Source organism: Candidatus Binatota bacterium, assembly GCA_012960245.1.
GTDB lineage: Bacteria > Desulfobacterota > Binatia > UBA1149 > UBA1149 > UBA1149.
Genome location: DUBO01000029.1, coordinates 3,778 through 21,772, shown reverse-complemented (window position 1 = coordinate 21,772; position 17,995 = coordinate 3,778). Strand labels below are relative to the sequence as shown.

Sequence of the window (17,995 nt, the reverse complement as noted above, 5' to 3'; positions counted from 1 at the left end):
GACGCGGACAGCGCCGTAGCTGCGGCCGCCGACATCGGCTACCCCGTGGCGCTGAAGGCAGTAGTAGAGGGCCTTGCGCACAAAACAGAACGTGGTCTTGTAAAGCTCGCCCTCACCGACGAACCCGCTGTCAGGCAGGCCGTAAGTGAATTGCAGGCGGAGGCTGGCCCTCGCGTAGGCTTGCTGCTTTGCGAAATGGTAAAGGGCTCGAGAGAGCTCATCGTCGGACTCGTGAACGACCCCTGTTTTGGCCCCAACGTGCTATTGGGCCTGGGCGGTATCCTGGTTGAAGCCGTGGGCGAGGCCGTTTGCGAACCCGTTCCTCTGCGACCGGGGGCAGCCAACCGCATGGTGAAACGACTGGGGGTAAAGCCGGCTTTCTGGGCCGAGCTGCGCGGTGAGGCCGGGCTTCAAATGGACAAGCTCGAGGCCACGCTTGCTGGCCTGTCGCAACTGGCGCTTGATCGACCCGACATCAAGAGCGTTGATATCAATCCGCTCATCGTCTGTGGAGGCTGCCCTGTGGCGGTGGACGCCGTTATCGAGATGTCGGCACCAACAGCCTCGGGTGCGGTCGGCTGCGGCGACAATGCTGTTGTCTGTGCTCCCAAGCTCGATCCGTTGTTCAACCCGCGGGGAGTAATCGTCGCGGGGGTTTCGACTCATCCAGGCAAATTCGGCTTCGTTGCGCTGCACAACCTGCTTCGTTATGGCTACAGCGGCCGGGTGTTTCCGCTGGGACGCAGCGGTGGCGAGGTTCTCGGGCATCGTATCCTTGCCTCGGTAGAAGAGGTGCCCGAGGGCCAGGCCGACCTGGTCGTGGTCTGCACGCCGAGGCAGGTGAACCTGGATTTGCTTCGTTCCTGCGCGGCACGCGGCGTGAAGGCAGCTTTCGTAGCCAGCGCTGGATACGGAGAAGAGGGCCGAGAAGGCGAAGAGCTCGAGCGTGAGCTGGTGGAGCTGGCCGACGAGTTGGGCATGGTGCTGGCGGGACCCAACGGCCAGGGCGTCGTTTCGACGGGGGCAGATATGTGCGCCCAGATAGTGGCTCCCTTTCCGCCGTCCGGCGGAATATCGGTGGCCAGCCAGAGCGGCAACCTGTGCTCCGCGTTTCTCAATTACGCTGTGCAAACGGGCGTGGGGGTGAACAAGGCGGTTTCCTGCGGTAATTCGGCTCAGCTCGAACTCGCCGACTACCTTGCCTACTACAGCGAAGACGACGACAGCAAGGTAGGCCTCGCCTACCTCGAAGGAGTGCGTGACGGTCGCAAGTTTACCGAGGTTATTTCCCGTTTCAGCCGCTCCAAGCCACTGGTTATTCTAAAGGGGGGCCGGGACACAGCGGGGCAAGCTGCTGCGAGGAGTCACACGGGAGCACTCGCGAGCGACGAACGCGTGTTCGAGGGTGTGTGTGCGAGTCGTGGCGTGCAGCGGGCTTCCACGGTCGAAGAGGCTTTTGAATGGGCCGCGACCTTTGCGACTCAACCCCTGCCCGCGGGAAACAGGGTGGCCGTGGTCACTACTGTCGGTGGCTGTGGAGTTCTCGCTGCCGATGAATGCAGTCGCCAGGGGCTTGAACTGGCCGAACTGCCGGACGAGCTGAAGGGCGAGTTGGATAAGCTACTGCCATCGCGATGGAGCAGGGGTAATCCGGTAGATCTCGCTGGCGGTGAAACCCGGGATACTGTGCCCGTCGTCCTTGACCTGCTGTGTTCTTCAGATTCGATCGATTCGGTTCTTTTCTTCGGAATCGGAGTCCAATCGGCCCAGGCCGAGGCGATGAAAACAGGGCCGTGGTATCCCGAGCACGGACTGGAGCGCATCGTCGCCTTTCACGAAAACCAGGACAAGCGCTACGCGGCTGCGGCTGCGGAAGCCTCGCTCAAGCACGGCAAGCCCGTACTGGTAGCCACTGAGCTGGTGTATACCGATGGTCATTACGGAAACGCCGGTCCGCGATCGGTCGCGGCTGGCCACCGCGTTTGTTACCCGGGCCCTTCTCGCGCAGTTGCTGCGCTCGTGGCCCTCGTAGCGTATTCTGAGTACCTGGCGAAACTTTAACCAGGCCCGTCGATTCCGACCACGCCCAAGGCGCTCGTTGGAACAGGGGCCGCATCGTCTGCAGCAGGGGAGGTCTCGGTGGAATCTTCAACGGCAAGGGGCAACTGGTCGGGGCGCGTCGGGTTTGTGCTGGCTGCGGCGGGCTCAGCCATCGGGCTGGGGAATATATGGATGTTTCCCTACCGCGCGGGGCAGTACGGTGGCGCCGCATTCGTGCTTGTCTACCTTGGCGCCGTAGTCCTGGTAGGAATTCCTCTGCTCAATTCGGAAATCCTGCTTGGCCGAGCCACGCGCAGGAATCCGGTTGGAGCCCTGCGCCTGCTCAGCCCCGGGACCGGCTGGCCGGTAGTGGGCTGGCTGGGTGTAATAGCCGGTTTCGTAATCCTGTCTTACTACGGCGTCGTGGCTGGCTGGGCGCTCGACTACACCTGGATGGCAGTCAGCGGTCAACTGTTCTCGTCGACATCAGGCTCGATGAGTGGCGCTTTCGAAAAACTGGCAGCGAACGGCCCGAGGCAGGTGTTGTGGCAGGGGCTGTTCATGCTCGCAACCATATTTATCGTATCGAGGGGGGTGGAACAGGGCATAGAACGCGCTGGCAAGATCCTGATGCCTCTGCTGTTCGGCATAGTGCTGGTCCTGCTCGGTTACTCGCTGACCTCGGACGGGGTCGAGAGGGGGCTGGAATTTTTCATGCGCCCCCGCTTCTCCGAACTCGGCTGGCAGGGCGCCCTCGCGGCACTGGGCCAGGCTTTTTTTTCGTTAAGCCTCGGGATGGGGGCGATGATTACCTACGGTAGCTATCTTGCTGAGGATGAAAGCCTGCCCGGCTCGGTTGCCATGATCGCCGTTGCCGATACCGCGTTGGCCATCCTGGCCGGCCTGGTTATTTTTCCCCTGGTGTTCACCTTTAACCTCGAACCTTCGGCCGGGCCTGGCTTGGTTTTCATCACCTTGCCGCAGGCCTTTGCCATGATGCCCGCGCCAGCATTCCTGGCCAGTTTGTTTTTTCTCCTGTTGATCTTTGCGGCGCTTACCTCGGCCGTTTCCCTGCTCGAAGTGGCCGTTGCTTTCCTGGTCGATGAGTTCAAGTTGCCAAGAGTGACGGCCTCGGTGGGGGCCGGGGCGATTATCTTCTGCCTCGGCTTGCCCTCAGCTCTCAGCGATGGCTTCCTCGACCACGTGGATGCCCTGGCCAGCAATTGGCTGTTGCCTGTGGGCGGATTGTGCACGGCACTGTTTGTCGGGTGGAGTCTGGACAGGGCGGCGGCGCGAAGATTCTACGCGGCGGGTGGCAGCGGGGGGGGCTTTGAGCTCTTCCATTTCTGTATCAAATACCTCGCGCCGGTGGCCGTGGGCGTGATCCTGCTGCAGAACACCTGGCCTGCGATCTCAGGCCTCTTTGCAGGCTGAGTCCCGCGGTACCGGTGTTCCCGGCCGGTGGAGGTGATTTCCTAGGGGGAGGTCGTGGTGGTGCTGGTCGTGGTGGTAGTGGAGGTAGTGTCGTTGAGGCCGCAGCCGAAGCAGAGCGTCCCCTCGCCGCATCCCGCGCACAACAGGCAGGTCACGAGCAGCGCCAGGAACCGCCTCATGGGTGATTTTCCATCGCCGGGCTGGCTTCGGCGATTACGTAACGAGGACGACTTTTGACCTCTTCGTAGATACGCCCGACGTACTCGCTGAGGATGCCGATACTGAGCATCTGCGCACCGCTGAAAATGAGGATGACTACTACCAGGGAGGTCCAGCCCACCTCGGCCTGGGAAGTAAACAGGCGCACCCCCAGGGTGTAGAGGCCGTAGAGGAAACCAAGGCATACCGTCAGTGCGCCCAGCAAGGAGATCAGGCGCAGGGGGACGGTGGAAAACGCGAAGATCCCGTCGAGGGCAAAACGAATCATGCTGCCGGTGAGATACTTGGTCTCGCCGCCGTGGCGAGGCTGGGCTTCGTAGGGCACCGGTAGCTTCGAGAAACCCAGCCACGGAACCATGCCCCGTATAAAAATGAAGTGCTCGGCGCAGGATTTCAACGCGTCGGCGGCCCTGCGATCGAGTAATCTGAAATCCGCGGTGCCCGGCGAGATGTCAACGCCGCTTATCCGTCGCAGCAACTGGTAGAAACTCCGTGACACGAACTCTTTGAGGCGGTGGCCTTCATTGGCCACGCGCACGGTGTAGACAATGTCGTAACCTTCTCTCCAGTGCTCGATGAGTTGCGGAATCAGTTCGGGGGGGTGTTGGAGGTCTCCATCAAGTGAAATCACGGCGTCACCCGTGGCGTGTTCAATGCCGGCCGCGAGGGCAGGCTGATGACCAAAGTTGCGCGAGAAAGACAGGTAGTGCACTTCGGCAGAGGACTCCGATTCCTTCTGCAACATTTCCAGGGTGTGGTCAGAGGACCCGTCGTTCACCAGGATCAGTTCGAGGCGTAGGCCCTCGAAAGCATCGCGTACTCGCGAGACGAGTTCTGCGACGCAGGCTTCCTCGTTGAAAACCGGGACGACAACTGAGAAAAGAGGGTCGCTTGGGCGCGTTCGGACGGAAGGTGGTGTTGATGTCGGCATGTTTGGTCGCAGATTCTACCACGTCTCGGGCTGTACCACGTTTCGGGCCCGGTATAGGCTCCAGTGTAGGTACGGGTCTTGAGGATGTCTAGTTTGCACACAGCGTTGAGAATAAGCGGACGGTGCTGAAGACTGCGACCAGGGCGGTCTCGCTGGCCTTCGTCATCTGTGGGCTGATACTGCTCTACATCCGTGATGACGGAGCCATGACCGTTTCTCTGGCCGTGCTGCCCGGCCTTGACTCGGCCAGTGTGTCTCGGCTCTCGGCGAGCCAGGAGCTCTCCGTGCTGGCCCAGGTCGTGGGGGGAGGCTCCCCCTCGATCGCCTTTGCCGAACCCGGCGTCGGCCTGGCGGCCTGCGACCAGGGCTGGGCTGGGCAAGGATCCTGGTGGGGGAGTTGCCCTGAAGCAGGAAGCTCCTACCTTGGTGATAGCGCCGGGACGCGGCTTTCGGACCTGGAGATCAGGCGCGGGGATTGGCCCTGGCCCTACGATGGCGACCCCAAAAGGCTAACAGCGGCGGCGCGGCTGTTAGAGCCCGGCGACTGGACCGATTGGATCCCCGCCGGGCCGGAAGCAGGCCAATCCGGGGACAGCGCGGGCCATTGTCGGGTGTACAGGATCGAGAAAGATTACTACTACCTCACACCGCTCTATTCGGGTGATTCGCCGCCTCACGTTCCCTGGCCCGCTCCTTCCTGGGTGGAAAAGGAGCCTCCATCGACCGACTTTTTCTTTCGCCACCTCGTTGATGTCAGCGCCGCCTCCGCCGAGAGTGAAACTGAACCAATTCCGGCGGTAGAGGGTCCGCGCTTTGTCGTCCTGGTAGATTTCCTGTTGCAGAGCGTGATGCAGGCTTACGGTGAAGCGACCGATGAAGAGGGCTTGGCCCGGTCTCTGAACGACGAGGCTTTGAGGGTTGTGGATAAGCGCCTTTCGAACCAGTTGCTGACGATGGGGGGCAGGTTCTGCCAGGTGGTCATCGGGGGCACTGCGGCGTCACCGCTGTTGTGGACAAACTGTCCGGGAGAACAGTGTCGGCCGTCGGCGGATGGCTCGCCGTGGCTGCGCGCTTGCCTGCAGGCTCGTCTGGGTTTTGATCCCGGTGCCAGGAATGTGGCCGCGGGCGATAGTTTGACTGTCGCGGCGAGTGCCCAGATAGAGCCTGCTGTCGAGGATGAGACTTACGTAACTTTGAGCGCAGAGGTCCTGGTCAGCCAGCTTGTTTCGGACCCTCAGCCTTGAGCCCGACCAGCAGGGGCTTATTCGCCGTTGCTGCTGGCCCCTTCTTTTTGCCAATCGGCCTGGGCGCTCTCCAGGCGTTTGATCCAGGTCGTATTCTGATGGTCGCGTTTGAGTAGTGCGGCCGCTTCATCGGATTTGGCCTGGAGTCCGAGCGCCCGGTAATTGTCCGCCAAGTGAAAAAGCGCCCCTGGGCCGTAGTTCACGTTGGGATACTCGAAGCGGAGCCGTTCGTGAACTTGCACTGCCGCCGCGTGTTGCTTGAGCTCGGAGTGAGCGACGCCCAGCTGGAATAACGCGGTAGCTTGTTTAAACGTATCCTTGTCCTCAGAGACCCAGTCCGAGAGGTGGGTAATGGCTGACTCAAAGTCCCGCGCCTTGTAAGCCGATTGTGCCAGCTCGTAGCCGAGATCCGGCTGGGTGAGGCTCATCCGTGTGTAGCCGGCCAGCAGCACCGCGAAGACGACGGCCGCTACGGTTAAGGGGCGGGCAGCGCTTGCCACGGCGTCGTAGAGCGGGAGGAAAACGCGTAGCAGTCCCCCGGTGGTTGCTTCCCTGGCCCGCGTGCTGATTGTCGCTACGAGTAGAAACAGCACGCCCAGCAGCGAGACCCCGGCACCCAGCAGGTCAATGGGCCGGCTACCGTACTCCAGGGTGACTTGCTCGCCCTTCGGGTAGACCAGTATAAAGCCGGGGCTGACCGGCATCACCGGCGAGCCGTCGGTCGCTCCCCAAGGTGGGAAATAAGAAACTTTTACCACGTGGGGTTCGCCCGGACAGTCGGTGGTGAAATGGATCGCGTATTGCTCGAGCTTGCTGTTCACCGTGCAATTCTTTTCTATCGGTTCACGGGGAATTCGCCTGATTGAATCGGTGCGCAGTACGAAAGCGTTCGCGGTCTCTTCGTCGAGAAGCTCGGCGGGGACCAGGGGAACGTCGACCAACTCCTCCCTCCGGAACCACCTGTAGAAGGCCCGCTTCCACTCGGGGCCGTCGTACAGCACCGGTGAAAATCCGGGTACGGTCACGTAACCGGTATTGCCTCCACCGACGGCAAACACCTCGTACTGCCCCTCCTGGAAAGTGGAGGTGAATTCGGGGTGCTCGGTATAGGCCGCGCGTGCCTTGTCTGACACCGTGATGATGGTGTCGACGTTGTACATGCGCATGTGCGGCAGGGCTAGGTCGGGGTTGAGCCTGTTGTAGGTGTATTGCGGGAAAGGCCCTGACCCTCGTTCGCTCGCTTCGGACTGGAGGTAGAAAACGTAGGGCGAGTTGATCGAGGCCTGGTGAAAAACTCCTTCCAGTGTCGAACGCCCGGAAAACAGGGGTAGGTTTTCAAACGCACGCGAGCTGCCGAAACGATTGTGCACTTCGGAGTGTTCAAAGATTACCCGGGGATCGTTGATATCCCCTTTGACGTGCTTGTTGATTCGATTAAACAGCGGCCAGGTCGGTTTTCCTTCGTAGCCCGAGTAATTCCAGTCCAACCAGGATGGTATGTAGCCTACGTTAGTCTGCGTCCACGCCAGGGTGGACAGTACAATGACCGAGGCCAGTATCGCGCGGTGACCAACCGTGCGGGCCAATCGACTGAGCCCGTCAGCCGCGAGCAGGCCGACAAAAACCTGGCCGAGTGGGATGAAGCGTATGTCGGGGAAGCCGATAGCAGGCACAAGAAAATAGAGGAGTACTGCGCCCGCGAAGCCGTGTATGAGCAGGCCTTCGCGTCGCATGCTGGGCGGCCTGAAGATACTCCCCAATGAACGGTTGTCGCCGTCCGGCGCCCTGGATGTGAGAAATGCAGAGACGGCGATCAAGGCGACGTCGACAAGGGCCAGTATGGTGGCTGGCCAGAGCGGTGGAGCGATCACCTCATTCCAGTGCTTGATGTTCCAGATCATGCTCCACTCCGAGGTGAACACGAGTCTTCCCGGCAATGGCAGGCCCCAGAAACAGAGGAGGAGAAACGCTATCGCCAGTGGAGCCAGGACGGCGGACAGCCACGCAGCGGGGTCCTTGCGAGGCCAAGCAAAGTAGAACGCGAACCAGAGGCAGGGGAGGAACGCGAAGGTGTGGGTCAGCCCGATGACCGCCAGCAACGCGCAAGGAACGGTCCATGGCAGGCGGCCGTCGCGCACCCTGTTGAGAGTGCCGAGAAAAATGAACGACAACGACAGACCCAGGGCGTGACAGAACTCGCCGGCGAGGACACTGGGGATGTTGCCTCCCCACATCGAGTTGCCCTGCTGCACAAGGAATGGAAGCACCGAGGCCGCGGCCGCCGTACGCCCGACCAGGCCGTAGCCCATGGTCCTGAACAGGTAGAAGGCCGATATCGGCAGCAAGGTGGGCCCGAGCAGGGTGAACACCTTGAAGACCTGCTGCATGGGGAGCAATTTGCCGAGCATGGCGATAGCCACGAAAGGGGCAGTCGAGTAAAAATGAAAAACAGGAAAACCAGCGTAGTTGCCAGCCGTCCAGCCGGTAACCCTCCAGCGCGAGAGGATCTCGTCGCGCAGTAGGAGGGTCGGATAGTACAGGGAGGCCATGTCGCCACCGGCTACGGTGGTGGGGGCAAGCAGGTGCTGCCATGGGTAGAGCCAGAGTAACCACCCCACTGGCAACGCCAGCAGCAGGATCGCTGACACCGGGTTGTCCATCGCGTCCTTTTGTCGTCCCGCTGCCTGGCCCCAGGCCGACTTGCCCGTGACGAGTTGAAGGGCGATGAAAATCAGCAGGGCTAAGGCGGCCAGCTCAGCGAGGCCGGGCAGCTCCAGGCTCGCCGCACTTGCTACGGGTACCGAGATCGCCCCGCGGATGACGTCGGTCTGGGCAAAGCCGTTGACCACTGACTCCACGGTGGCGTATATGGGAACGTTGCTGCCGGGCAGGATCGTGTCATTGCGAAGCTGGAAGCCCAGCCTGACAACGCGTCCGGAGGCTGCTTCTACTTCGCGCACGAGGTTTTTGCCTTGTATCGTCGAAGGTAAGGCGATCCTCACTGTTGAGTCAGAATTGTGCTCGGAGGGGTAAACGACAGTGAGGGTCGCGTCGTGCCATTCCTTGTCATCGAGCAGGACGCGTTGCAGGCTTCCGCTCACCCTGCGGTTTTTACTATCCGCGTTAGAGAACGGCGCGAGGGAGAGCACTTCGAATGGGTAGCCGTTTGAATCCTCGTATGCGATTTTCACCAGCACCACGAAAGAACCCCTTGCCGGCGTCTTGTCCTGCAAGAGAATGTCCCAGCGCTCGTCCTTGTCGACGCCGATGTTTCTGGAGTCCTGCGCTTTGCCGCTCGCGCCCATGAACACGGCGGTCGGCCTGACAGCGAAAGCCGTCTCGTCTCCCGTGTTTTTTATCGTGAGCTGCAGCTCGACCTTGTCACCGTAGTCGACAGTACTGTTGATCTGAAAGGCGATGGTCCCCGAGGCCGCGGGAGTGGCGGCGAGAGTGGACAGTCCGAGGAAGAGGGCGAGGGCGGCGGCTTTAGGGCCCTGCATCAGCTGGTCGCTACGATGTTGAACTGCTCCTGGTGGTATTTTTCGGCCACCTTGAGCGTTACCCTTCGATCCAGTTTACGTTGCAGCATACGGATAGCCTCTTCTTCCTCGTTGTAGAGATAGGAGATCACCTCGCGGCTGGCCCTCACGGTAATGCGGTCCTGGGGGGTGCCCCCGGTAGCCGCGTTCTTCTGGATCTGCCGTATGATCTCGTGGGCCATCGTTGGGATCGATTTGATGCGCCCACGACCGTCGCAGTATGGGCAGGGGGCAGAGAGTAGCCGCTCGAGGTTTTCACGGGTTCTCTTGCGGGTCATCTGAACCAGCCCGAGTTCAGAGATTCTCAGTATGCTAGTGCGTGCCTTGTCTCGAGAGAGCGATTTCTCCAGGCGTTCAGAAACCTGCCGCCTGCTGTCAGCCTGCTCCATGTCGATGAAGTCGATGATGATGATGCCGCCGATATTGCGAAGCCTTAGTTGGTCGACCACCGCCGATGCTGCCTCAAGGTTGGTGAGGAGCACTGTTTCTTCCTGGCTTTTACGGCCGACAAACTTTCCGGTGTTGACGTCGACCATGGTCAGGGCTTCGCCTTGGTCGATGACCAGGTAGCCTCCCGACTTGAGCCACACCTTGGCCTCGGTGGCCCTGCTGATCTGCCCTTCCACGCCGTAGTGGTCAAAGATGGGAACCAGCTGGTCAAAATACTCGACGCGCGCGGCGAGGTCAGGCATGAAAGAGCTCACGAATTCCTGGATGCGTCGGGATTCGGGTTCGGAGTCGACAGCGATTTCGTCGATCTCATTCGACAGCATGTCGCGCACGCAACGGAGCACCAGGTCGAGGTCGCTGTGCAGCAGGGCCGGGGCTCGGGTTTTAGCGGCTTTTCGTTTTATCTCGTCCCACTGGCCCGCGAGTCGTTTGACGTCCTTCGCTACGTCGCCCGGCCGTATGGCCTGGGCCGAGGTGCGCACGATGACACCGGCATCGGCGGGTCTGACCTCGTTGACCGCGTCACGCAGCTTGCGCCTTTCCTTGTCGTTGCCAATTCGTTTGGAGACACCCACCTGTGGTGACCCCGGAAGGTAAACGGCGTAGCGACCGGGAAGCGACAAGTACGAGGTGATTCGGGCGCCCTTGGTCCCCATCGGTTCCTTGGAGATCTGGACGATGAGCTCGTCTCCTTTCTTGATCTTCTTTTCTATGGGTCCGTAGTCTCGCCGCTGGCGTTGGGGGGAGCTGTCCGATTCAAGATCGAGATCTCCATCAGCCGCTTGCTCGGGCGTGATGTCGGAGGTGTGGAGGAAGGCGGCTTTCTCCAGGCCCAGCTCGATGAACGCGGCCTGCATGCCGGGTAGGACGCGGGAGACGCGGCCCTTGTATACGTTGCCGGCGGCTACTTCTTCGCTGCTGCGCTCGATGTGGACTTCTGCGAGAATCCCGTTCTCGAGCAGGCCCACCCTGATCTCGTTAGGGTTGATATTGACGATGATCTGTTTGCGCAAAAGTGGGAACCATGGGCTGGCCAGGCAGCCAGGACAAAACTGGGCACCTCGGTGAGGCGGTGCCTGTGGGTCGAAGCTATCATATTTGCTGTTGTTCGCAACGACGGCAGGCTGCTAAATAAGCGTTTTTTTCGCCTAGGAACCTAGAAAAAGGCTGTCGTACCCAGTAGTCTAGAAGACTGCTCGTCGATTGCGGCGGGTAATTTAACCAGGGGTGCTCAGGTGAGAATAAAGCGACTGGAGCTCAACGGCTTTAAATCCTGTATGAACCGTACAGTGTTGGACTTTCCGTCCGGCGTTACCGGTATCGTGGGGCCGAACGGTTGTGGAAAGTCGAACATCGTCGATGCTATCCGCTGGGTCCTGGGCGAACAGAGCGCTCGCCACCTGCGCGGGCAGTCGATGGAAGACGTGATCTTTGCCGGAAACGACAACCACGCTTCGCTCGGGGCGGCGGAAGTCACGATCGTCTTTGATAACGAGGAGGCTTTTCACCTTGACGCAGACCAGGAAGAGCTGGTAGCCGAGGCTGTAGCCGCGGTGCGTGATGCAGCCGAAATCCAGGTCACGAGGCGCCTGTTTCGTTCGGGCGAGTCCGAGTACCTGTTGAACGGCGCGAAGTGCCGGCTGCGCGATATCACCGACATGTTTCTGGGTACCGGCGTGGGAAGTAAGGCTTACTCCATCATCGAGCAGGGGCGGGTGGGGCGTATTATTGAATCCAAGCCCGATGAACTTCGACTGTTGATCGAGGAAGCGGCCGGTACGACCCTCTACCGCAGTCGAAGATTGGCTGCCGAGCGTCGCATCGAGAGGACAAAGGAAAACCTCGGTCGCGTTGGCGACATTGTCAACGAGATCGAGAGACAGGTTAATTCGCTCAAGCGCCAGGCCCGGGGGGCCGTTCGTTTCAAGGAACTCAAGGCCGAAGAAGAAGGGATAGACCGTCGATTGACGGCCGGCCGTCTTGCGAGGGTGGAGGTCAGGCTTGTCGCTTCGCGGCAGGAACTCTCGGAGGCTGGCAGCGCGGAGAGCTCGATCCGTGAACTCATTTCAGTTCAGGAAGGGGAGCGAGACGAACAGAGAACACGCAAAGACCTCATCGAGGGAGAAACCGGCGCTGTTCGAACCTCGATGTTCGACGCGAAGTCTGCTCTTAACAGGGCGCGCGATGAACGCGCGCACCTATCGTCTCGCCTCGAAGACCTCGTCCGCCAGCTCGCCGAAGCTCACACCGAGACTGCCTCGCTGGAGTCTCGCCTGCGTGCCTGTGCCCAGGAACAGTCGGGTTTGGTGGGGCAGCGGTCCGATCTCGAGCAGCAGGTCGTTGCTCTTAACGACGAACGCGGGCAGCGGCAACAGCGGCTCCAGGACCTGGACGACGAACTGCGGGACTCCGTGGCGGCAGAAGAGGCCATAAAGTCCCGAATGGTTGAAAACCTGGCGGCCGAAGCCGGGGCGCGGAACGAGATCGGCGGGGTGGAACGGCAGATCGAGAACTGCAGCGTGCGCGTGAAACGCTGCGCTGAGGAAGAAGACTCTCTTTCCATAGTCAGCAGTGGCCTGCTGGCCGAGGTTACGGACTGTGAAACACGGCTTGGCCGGGAGGCCAGAGCTCTTGAGCAGACCGAGGTCGACAAGCGTGGTGCGACCGAAAGGCTCAGGGCGGCAGCCGAAAGAGCGGGGGCCTCGTCGCGAAGACTGGACTCGGCTCGCGAGCAGTACGCGTCGGTCGAATCCCGCTACAACTCCCTGCTTGAGCTGGAGGATGGACTGGCCGGTTACGGTGACGCCGTCAGGGAGTTCATGCAGAACGGCGGAGTCGAAAGGGCCGACGCCAGGGCCATCGTCGCCGACGTTATGGAGGTGGAGTCAGGCTACGAGCAGGCGGTCGCAGCGGTTATGCAGGAGGCTTTGCAGTACGTCGTTGTGGGCGACGCCGATGGTGCCGTGAGGGGCGCGGGCTACGTAAAAGAAAAGCAGTGTGGCAGGGCTTCCTTTATCCCCCTTGAGGCCCGGCACTCGGCCATCAACGGCCAGACACCCCCCGGTTATTCCCTGCTGGCTTCTCATGTGTCGGTTCGACCGGGGTTCGAGGGCGTGATTGGCAGCCTGGCCCGGGGAGTCGTAGTCTGCGAGTCCCTGGATCAGGCCTCGTCGCAGTGGAAACAGAACGGCTACCACGCGACATTCGTTACACTCGACGGTGAAACCTTGTCCCGTAGCGGGGTGGTAACCGGCGGTAATGTTCAGGCCGACAACGCCTTTCTTCTTCAACGCAAGGCCGAACTGCGCAGCGTGGAAGTCGAACGCGGCACTTCCGGCGTTGAGCGCGAGCAGGCTACGCGAGTATTCCAGGAGGCTCGCTCGAGAGTATCGGAAGTTGAAAGCGAGCTGGACGGGCTCGACGAGGCGCTTAGAGCCTCCACGCTTGAGAAGGTCGCCTGTGAAGGCGAGCTTGAGTTAAAAAACCAGAACCTGGCGCGAACACGTGAGCGCCTGGGCGTGCTTGGTCGTGAAAAGGGCGCTGTTCTGCAGGAGCGTCAGCAGTACCGACAGGAACTGGTGGCGGCTCGTCAGCAGCTCGAGCAGACCGCGATTGTTCGGACTCGGCTCGAAGGAGAACTCGCTGGTGGTAAGGAAAAAAGCCAGGCCATGAAGGCCGAGCGGGATTCCTGCGGGGCGGGGCTCGAAAAACTTAAAATCCAGTTGGCCGAGTTTAGGGTGAGCCGGGACAGCTGTGAACAGCGCTTGCGGGCCAATGACGCGGCGGTGGCAGATCTTAGCGAGAGACTCAGCGGTAAGGCTGAAATCATGGGCCGCGATAGCAGGGAGCGAGGTCTCGCCCGCGGGCGTCTTGCCAGTCCGGAACTCGACCTTGGAGAGCTCGAAGCTACGGCGGATGCGGTTTCAAGTAAGCTGTTATCAATGGAAGCCCAACTAAAGGGATACGTTGATAGTTTGTCGTCTCTCGAAACAGATGTCGTCAAGAAGGGCCGGGAACTCGAAGAGATCAGAGAGCGAAAAAGCACCGCTACCCTCGCGGTACGCGAGTGCGATCTGGAGTTTCGCAGCATAGAGGACCAGCTCAAGGAGCGGCTGGGTGTCACCGCAGGCGAATTGATGGCCGACCGGGGGAACCTTGAACAGGCGGGGGCGGATCAGGACACCGAACTGGTAGCCGAGCTTGACGCTGTGCGAAATCGCATCCGCCGGCTGGGTACAGTCAACGTTGGTGCGGTCACCGAACTCGAAGAAGTAGAAGCCCGTTTTGTGGAACTGGGTGGGCAACGTGACGACCTCGAAAAATCCATAGAGGACCTCAAGGGCACTATCAGCCGGCTCAACCGTATGTCGCGCGATCGCTTTAAAGAGACCTTTGAGACGGTTAACAGCATCTTCCAGGAGACTTTTCCTCGCATGTTCCAAGGTGGAAAGGCTTCCCTGTCACTTTGCGACGAGAACAATATTCTTGAGAGTGGCGTAGAGATATCTGTCCAGCCGCCAGGCAAAAGGGCCGGTACCCTGGCCCTGCTTTCGGGCGGAGAAAAAGCGCTTACCGCTGTAAGCCTGATCTTTTCTATCTTTCTCCACAAACCCAGCCCCTTCTGTATCCTTGATGAAGTGGACGCACCGCTTGACGATGCGAACATCGGTCGATTTGCCCGCATGGTGGCTGACATGAGCGACAAGTCGCAGTTTCTCCTGATCACCCACAACAAGAAGACCATGGACTCCTGTGGAATGCTGTACGGGGTAACCATGAACGAGCCGGGAATATCCAAGATTGTGTCTGTCGATCTAGCGGCCTGATGGCGCTGCTGGCCCTTGACAGTCGGCTTGGCGCGGCCCTACACTGATCGCGGCTGTACAGAATTGAGCCGGGAGCTGACATCTCGATGATCAACAGCATAGACAGGCTAGAGGCGATCGTGACTCGCATGGAAGAACGATGGGCCAAGGGGCAGCAGCGAAGCGAATCGCTCTCCGCTGCTCTCGTCAGGTCGGGGCGCGAACTCGACGAGGCGGGGCGTAACCTGCAGCGACTCGAGGGTGAGCGGCGCGAAACCGGCCGCGTGCTTGAGAAGGCTATCGCCGAGCTGGGTGATCTTGACATCGAGACAACGGGATATCCGCAGTGAGCCTTACGCCAGATGCCGGGCACTCGGTGCAATTGGGTGGCCAGACCCTGACTTTGAAGGGAACGCAAGGGCGCGAGTACCTCGATTCACTGGTTGAAAAGGTAGAGGGGCGGCTTAATGAACTGGCGCTTGCCCGGGAGGGTGCGACTACCCTGACACTGGCCTTGCTGACCAGTTTAAACCTCGCAGACGAGGTCGCCGAGGCCCAGGCCCGTAGCGAGGAACTCGACCGGCGGTTATCGCGGCTGGCCGACCGTCTCGAAGCCCTGTGTGGAAAAGAGTAACGTGCTGTGTATTTAACTGCTGAAAGGCTTCCGGAATCCCTGCCGTTCAGGTGACGGGGGATGGTGCTCGAACCAATGTTATAAAAAATGGGAGCCGAGCCGCTCACCGGTCGCCAGCGGCGAAAGCCCTGGTGATTCAGCGGTGTGTGGACCTGGCACCCCCCTGGTCTACCAGGTTAGAGTAACTCGCCCGCACGGTCCGGGCGGGGGTTCCGGTTTTTTGGCCCGAATTCGCGAGGGCTGGTGACAACTAAAGTAGAAGTTCGGCGAGCCGTCGCGCGACGGATAGCTTCCCTGCCGCTGGTGCAGCGGCAGGAGAGCGACAGGCTGATCAACGGGCAGCTGTGCGAGCTGGCACAGCTGATCAACTTCAGTGCTGTCGTGGGCTATTTCGCCCTGGCCGACGAGGTGGATGTCGGCCCGTTTATGGACTATCGCAGAGAGCGTGGGACGCGAATCTATCTCCCGTCCGGAAAGGGAGCACGCGCGTGTTTCCGGGAGTGGAGGCACAACGAAGAACTGGTACGCGGCGAAGCTGGTTTTTTTGAGCCCAACCCGTCGGGAGCTGAGTTGGAAGGCGACAGCGCAATCCTGGTTCCGGGTAGGGCATTCGACGGGAACCTCTCCAGGTTGGGGCGGGGAGGGGGCTGGTATGATCGTGTGCTCGCGGGCCGCGGTGAGCGTGACCTGCTGGTGGGCATATCTTACGGCTGCCAGGTAGTGTCCGCGTTGCCCGTAGAAGCACACGACAAGCGAATGGAAATGCTGGTCAGCGAGCAGCAGGTGTTGGTTGCAGGAACATGAGTAAGGAAAGAAGCAGCAGTGAAGTTACCGAGCAATTGGCGGAACTCACCCGCGGGTCTGTCGAAGTACTCAACCTGGTCGAGTTAAAAAGCCGACTCACGCGGGGCGATACGTTACGTGTCAAGGCGGGCTTTGACCCCACCTCCGCAGATCTTCACCTTGGCCACACCGTGCTCATGCAGAAGCTGCGGCAGTTTCAGCAGCTCGGACATCAGGTTGTCTTTCTCGTAGGAGATTTTACTGCCCGCATTGGTGACCCGAGCGGACGCAACGAAACCCGGCCGGCACTTGCGCCCGAGCAGATCGCCGCTAACGCGGAGACTTACAAGGAGCAGGCCTTTCGAATACTGGATCCTGACTTGACCGAGCTGCGTTGGAACGGGGAGTGGATGGAGTCAATGACGGCGGCGGGGCTTATCGAGCTCGCGGCTTCGACGACGGTGGCACGGATGCTCGAGCGGGACGATTTCAGCCGACGCTACAAGGGCGAGCAGTCCATCAGCCTGCACGAGTTTCTTTATCCACTGATCCAGGCCTGGGACTCTGTGCAGCTGCGCAGTGACGTAGAGCTTGGTGGTACCGACCAGACTTTTAATCTGCTGCTGGGGCGTGAACTCCAGAGGGCCAACGGCCAGGAGCCGCAGGTCGTGATGACTATGCCGCTGCTCGAGGGCACCGACGGTGTGCAGAAGATGAGCAAGTCGTTGGATAACACCGTCGGCATTACGGAACCGCCGGTAGAGATCTACGGTAAGGTCATGTCGATCTCCGATACGCTCATGCTGCGATACTACGAGCTGTTGAGCGACGTTGACCAGGAATTCGTTGTCGGGCTGAGCGAGGGTAAGCACGAGCCCATGGAGGCTAAAAAGCGGCTTGCCGCCGAGCTGACGGCTCGCTTTCATGGGGAAGAAGCTGCACTTTCAGCTGGGGAAGAGTTTGCTCGTCGGCACCAGCGGGGCGAATTGCCCAGTGAGATTCCAGAATGGGATTGGCAGGGGAGTGGTAGCGAGGTCAGGATCTGCGATCTTCTGAAGGCCAGCGGGCTGGCTAAATCGGCTTCGGATGGTCGTCGCCTGGTACGGCAGGGGGCCGTAAAGTTGGACGGAAAAAAGATCTCCGACGAAATGGCCCCGGTGGCGGCTCAAGGCAGGGTTTTAGTACAGGTCGGGAAGCGCCGTGTTTTACTCGTTAAATTCGACAGATAGCCTGCTTTTATTTACGAACTCTGTGAGACCTGGCGCGGGGCGGTTTCGCGATTTGACTAACAACCATCGAACGCCTATAACCCTCTGGCTCACCAGAGCGCGCTCGGCACCCGGAATGGGTATTGGGCAGGTCTTTGAAAACTGAACAGTAGTGAACGAGAATCGCGACCGCGATCTCGGGAGACCTTAGGGTCTCCACGGGTCGAAACGGTCGTGATCTGATCCACGACAATTCCAAACATAGTGGCAACGAACTTCGGTTCGTGTGTCACTTCCAGCGTAGGACGCGCCTTCGGGTGTGTCTTGCAACTAAACTGGAGAGTTTGATCCTGGCTCAGAACGAACGCTGGCGGCGTGCCTAACACATGCAAGTCGTGCGAGAAAGTTCCCTTCGGGGAGCGAGTAGAGCGGCGCACGGGTGAGTAACACGTAGGTAACCTGCCCCAAAGTTCGGGATAACCAGTCGAAAGACTGGCTAATACCGAATAAGACCACGCCCACTTCGGTGGAAGTGGTCAAAGACGGCCTCTTCTTGAAAGCTGTCGCTATGGGATGGGCCTGCGCACCATTAGCTTGTTGGTGGGGTAACGGCCCACCAAGGCTGTGATGGTTAGCTGGTCTGAGAGGATGATCAGCCACACTGGGACTGAGACACGGCCCAGACTCCTACGGGAGGCAGCAGTGGGG

At 60.2% G+C, this 17,995-nt stretch carries 11 protein-coding genes, 1 rRNA gene and 1 other RNA gene (1 of these 13 cut by a window edge); 10 read left to right on the top strand and 3 right to left on the bottom strand.

Going from position 1 to position 17,995, the window contains the following annotated elements; genetic code table 11:
* Both EYQ35_05220 and EYQ35_05215 read left to right on the top strand, forming a co-directional pair.
* Positions 1-2,061: hypothetical protein (locus tag EYQ35_05220; GenBank protein HIF63541.1), on the top strand; the 2,061-nt coding region annotated here is incomplete at its 5' end.
* Positions 2,062-2,139: 78 nt separating this feature from the next.
* Entirely contained in the window at positions 2,140-3,474 is a 1,335-nt protein-coding gene (locus tag EYQ35_05215; GenBank protein ID HIF63540.1) for a sodium-dependent transporter, read from the top strand.
* A gap of 175 nt (positions 3,475-3,649) precedes the next feature.
* On the opposite strand, the gene EYQ35_05210 is transcribed toward EYQ35_05215, so the two are convergent.
* Positions 3,650-4,624, bottom strand: coding sequence for a glycosyltransferase (locus tag EYQ35_05210; GenBank protein ID HIF63539.1), 975 nt, complete (start codon positions 4,622-4,624; stop codon positions 3,650-3,652).
* Positions 4,625-4,746: 122 nt separating this feature from the next.
* On the opposite strand from EYQ35_05210, the gene EYQ35_05205 reads away from it, so the two are divergent.
* Positions 4,747-5,868: a hypothetical protein gene (locus EYQ35_05205; GenBank protein ID HIF63538.1), complete on the top strand. Its 1,122-nt coding sequence runs from the start codon at positions 4,747-4,749 to the stop codon at positions 5,866-5,868.
* 17 nt (positions 5,869-5,885) lie between these two features.
* Here EYQ35_05205 and EYQ35_05200 read toward each other — a convergent pair whose 3' ends face one another.
* Positions 5,886-9,368 (bottom strand): hypothetical protein, encoded by a 3,483-nt coding sequence (locus EYQ35_05200; protein HIF63537.1) that lies wholly within the window; start codon positions 9,366-9,368, stop codon positions 5,886-5,888.
* Positions 9,368-10,894 (bottom strand): Rne/Rng family ribonuclease, encoded by a 1,527-nt coding sequence (locus EYQ35_05195; GenBank protein ID HIF63536.1) that lies wholly within the window; start codon positions 10,892-10,894, stop codon positions 9,368-9,370. Before EYQ35_05195 ends, EYQ35_05200 begins: the two co-directional genes overlap by 1 nt.
* Before the next feature lie 198 nt (positions 10,895-11,092).
* Here EYQ35_05195 and smc point away from each other — a divergent pair, with 198 nt between their 5' ends.
* The 7 genes from smc to EYQ35_05160 all read left to right on the top strand — a co-directional run.
* Positions 11,093-14,683, top strand: a complete 3,591-nt coding sequence (gene smc / locus EYQ35_05190; GenBank protein ID HIF63535.1) for a chromosome segregation protein SMC — start codon at positions 11,093-11,095, stop codon at positions 14,681-14,683.
* Positions 14,684-14,769: 86 nt separating this feature from the next.
* The gene (locus tag EYQ35_05185; protein HIF63534.1) at positions 14,770-15,012 is read left to right on the top strand and encodes a hypothetical protein; all 243 of its coding nucleotides are present in this window, start codon (positions 14,770-14,772) and stop codon (positions 15,010-15,012) included.
* Positions 15,000-15,296: a cell division protein ZapA gene (gene zapA, locus EYQ35_05180; GenBank protein ID HIF63533.1), complete on the top strand. Its 297-nt coding sequence runs from the start codon at positions 15,000-15,002 to the stop codon at positions 15,294-15,296. The genes EYQ35_05185 and zapA overlap by 13 nt, the downstream gene beginning before the upstream one ends.
* Positions 15,297-15,329: 33 nt before the next feature.
* A non-coding RNA gene (gene ssrS, locus EYQ35_05175) (6S RNA) lies at positions 15,330-15,510 on the top strand.
* 26 nt (positions 15,511-15,536) lie between these two features.
* Positions 15,537-16,100 (top strand): 5-formyltetrahydrofolate cyclo-ligase, encoded by a 564-nt coding sequence (locus tag EYQ35_05170; GenBank protein HIF63532.1) that lies wholly within the window; start codon positions 15,537-15,539, stop codon positions 16,098-16,100.
* Complete coding sequence (locus tag EYQ35_05165) at positions 16,097-17,308, top strand: tyrosine--tRNA ligase (protein ID HIF63531.1); 1,212 nt, start codon at positions 16,097-16,099, stop codon at positions 17,306-17,308. Before EYQ35_05170 ends, EYQ35_05165 begins: the two co-directional genes overlap by 4 nt.
* Before the next feature lie 311 nt (positions 17,309-17,619).
* Positions 17,620-17,995 (top strand): 16S ribosomal RNA (locus EYQ35_05160) (it continues 1,194 nt past the right edge of the window).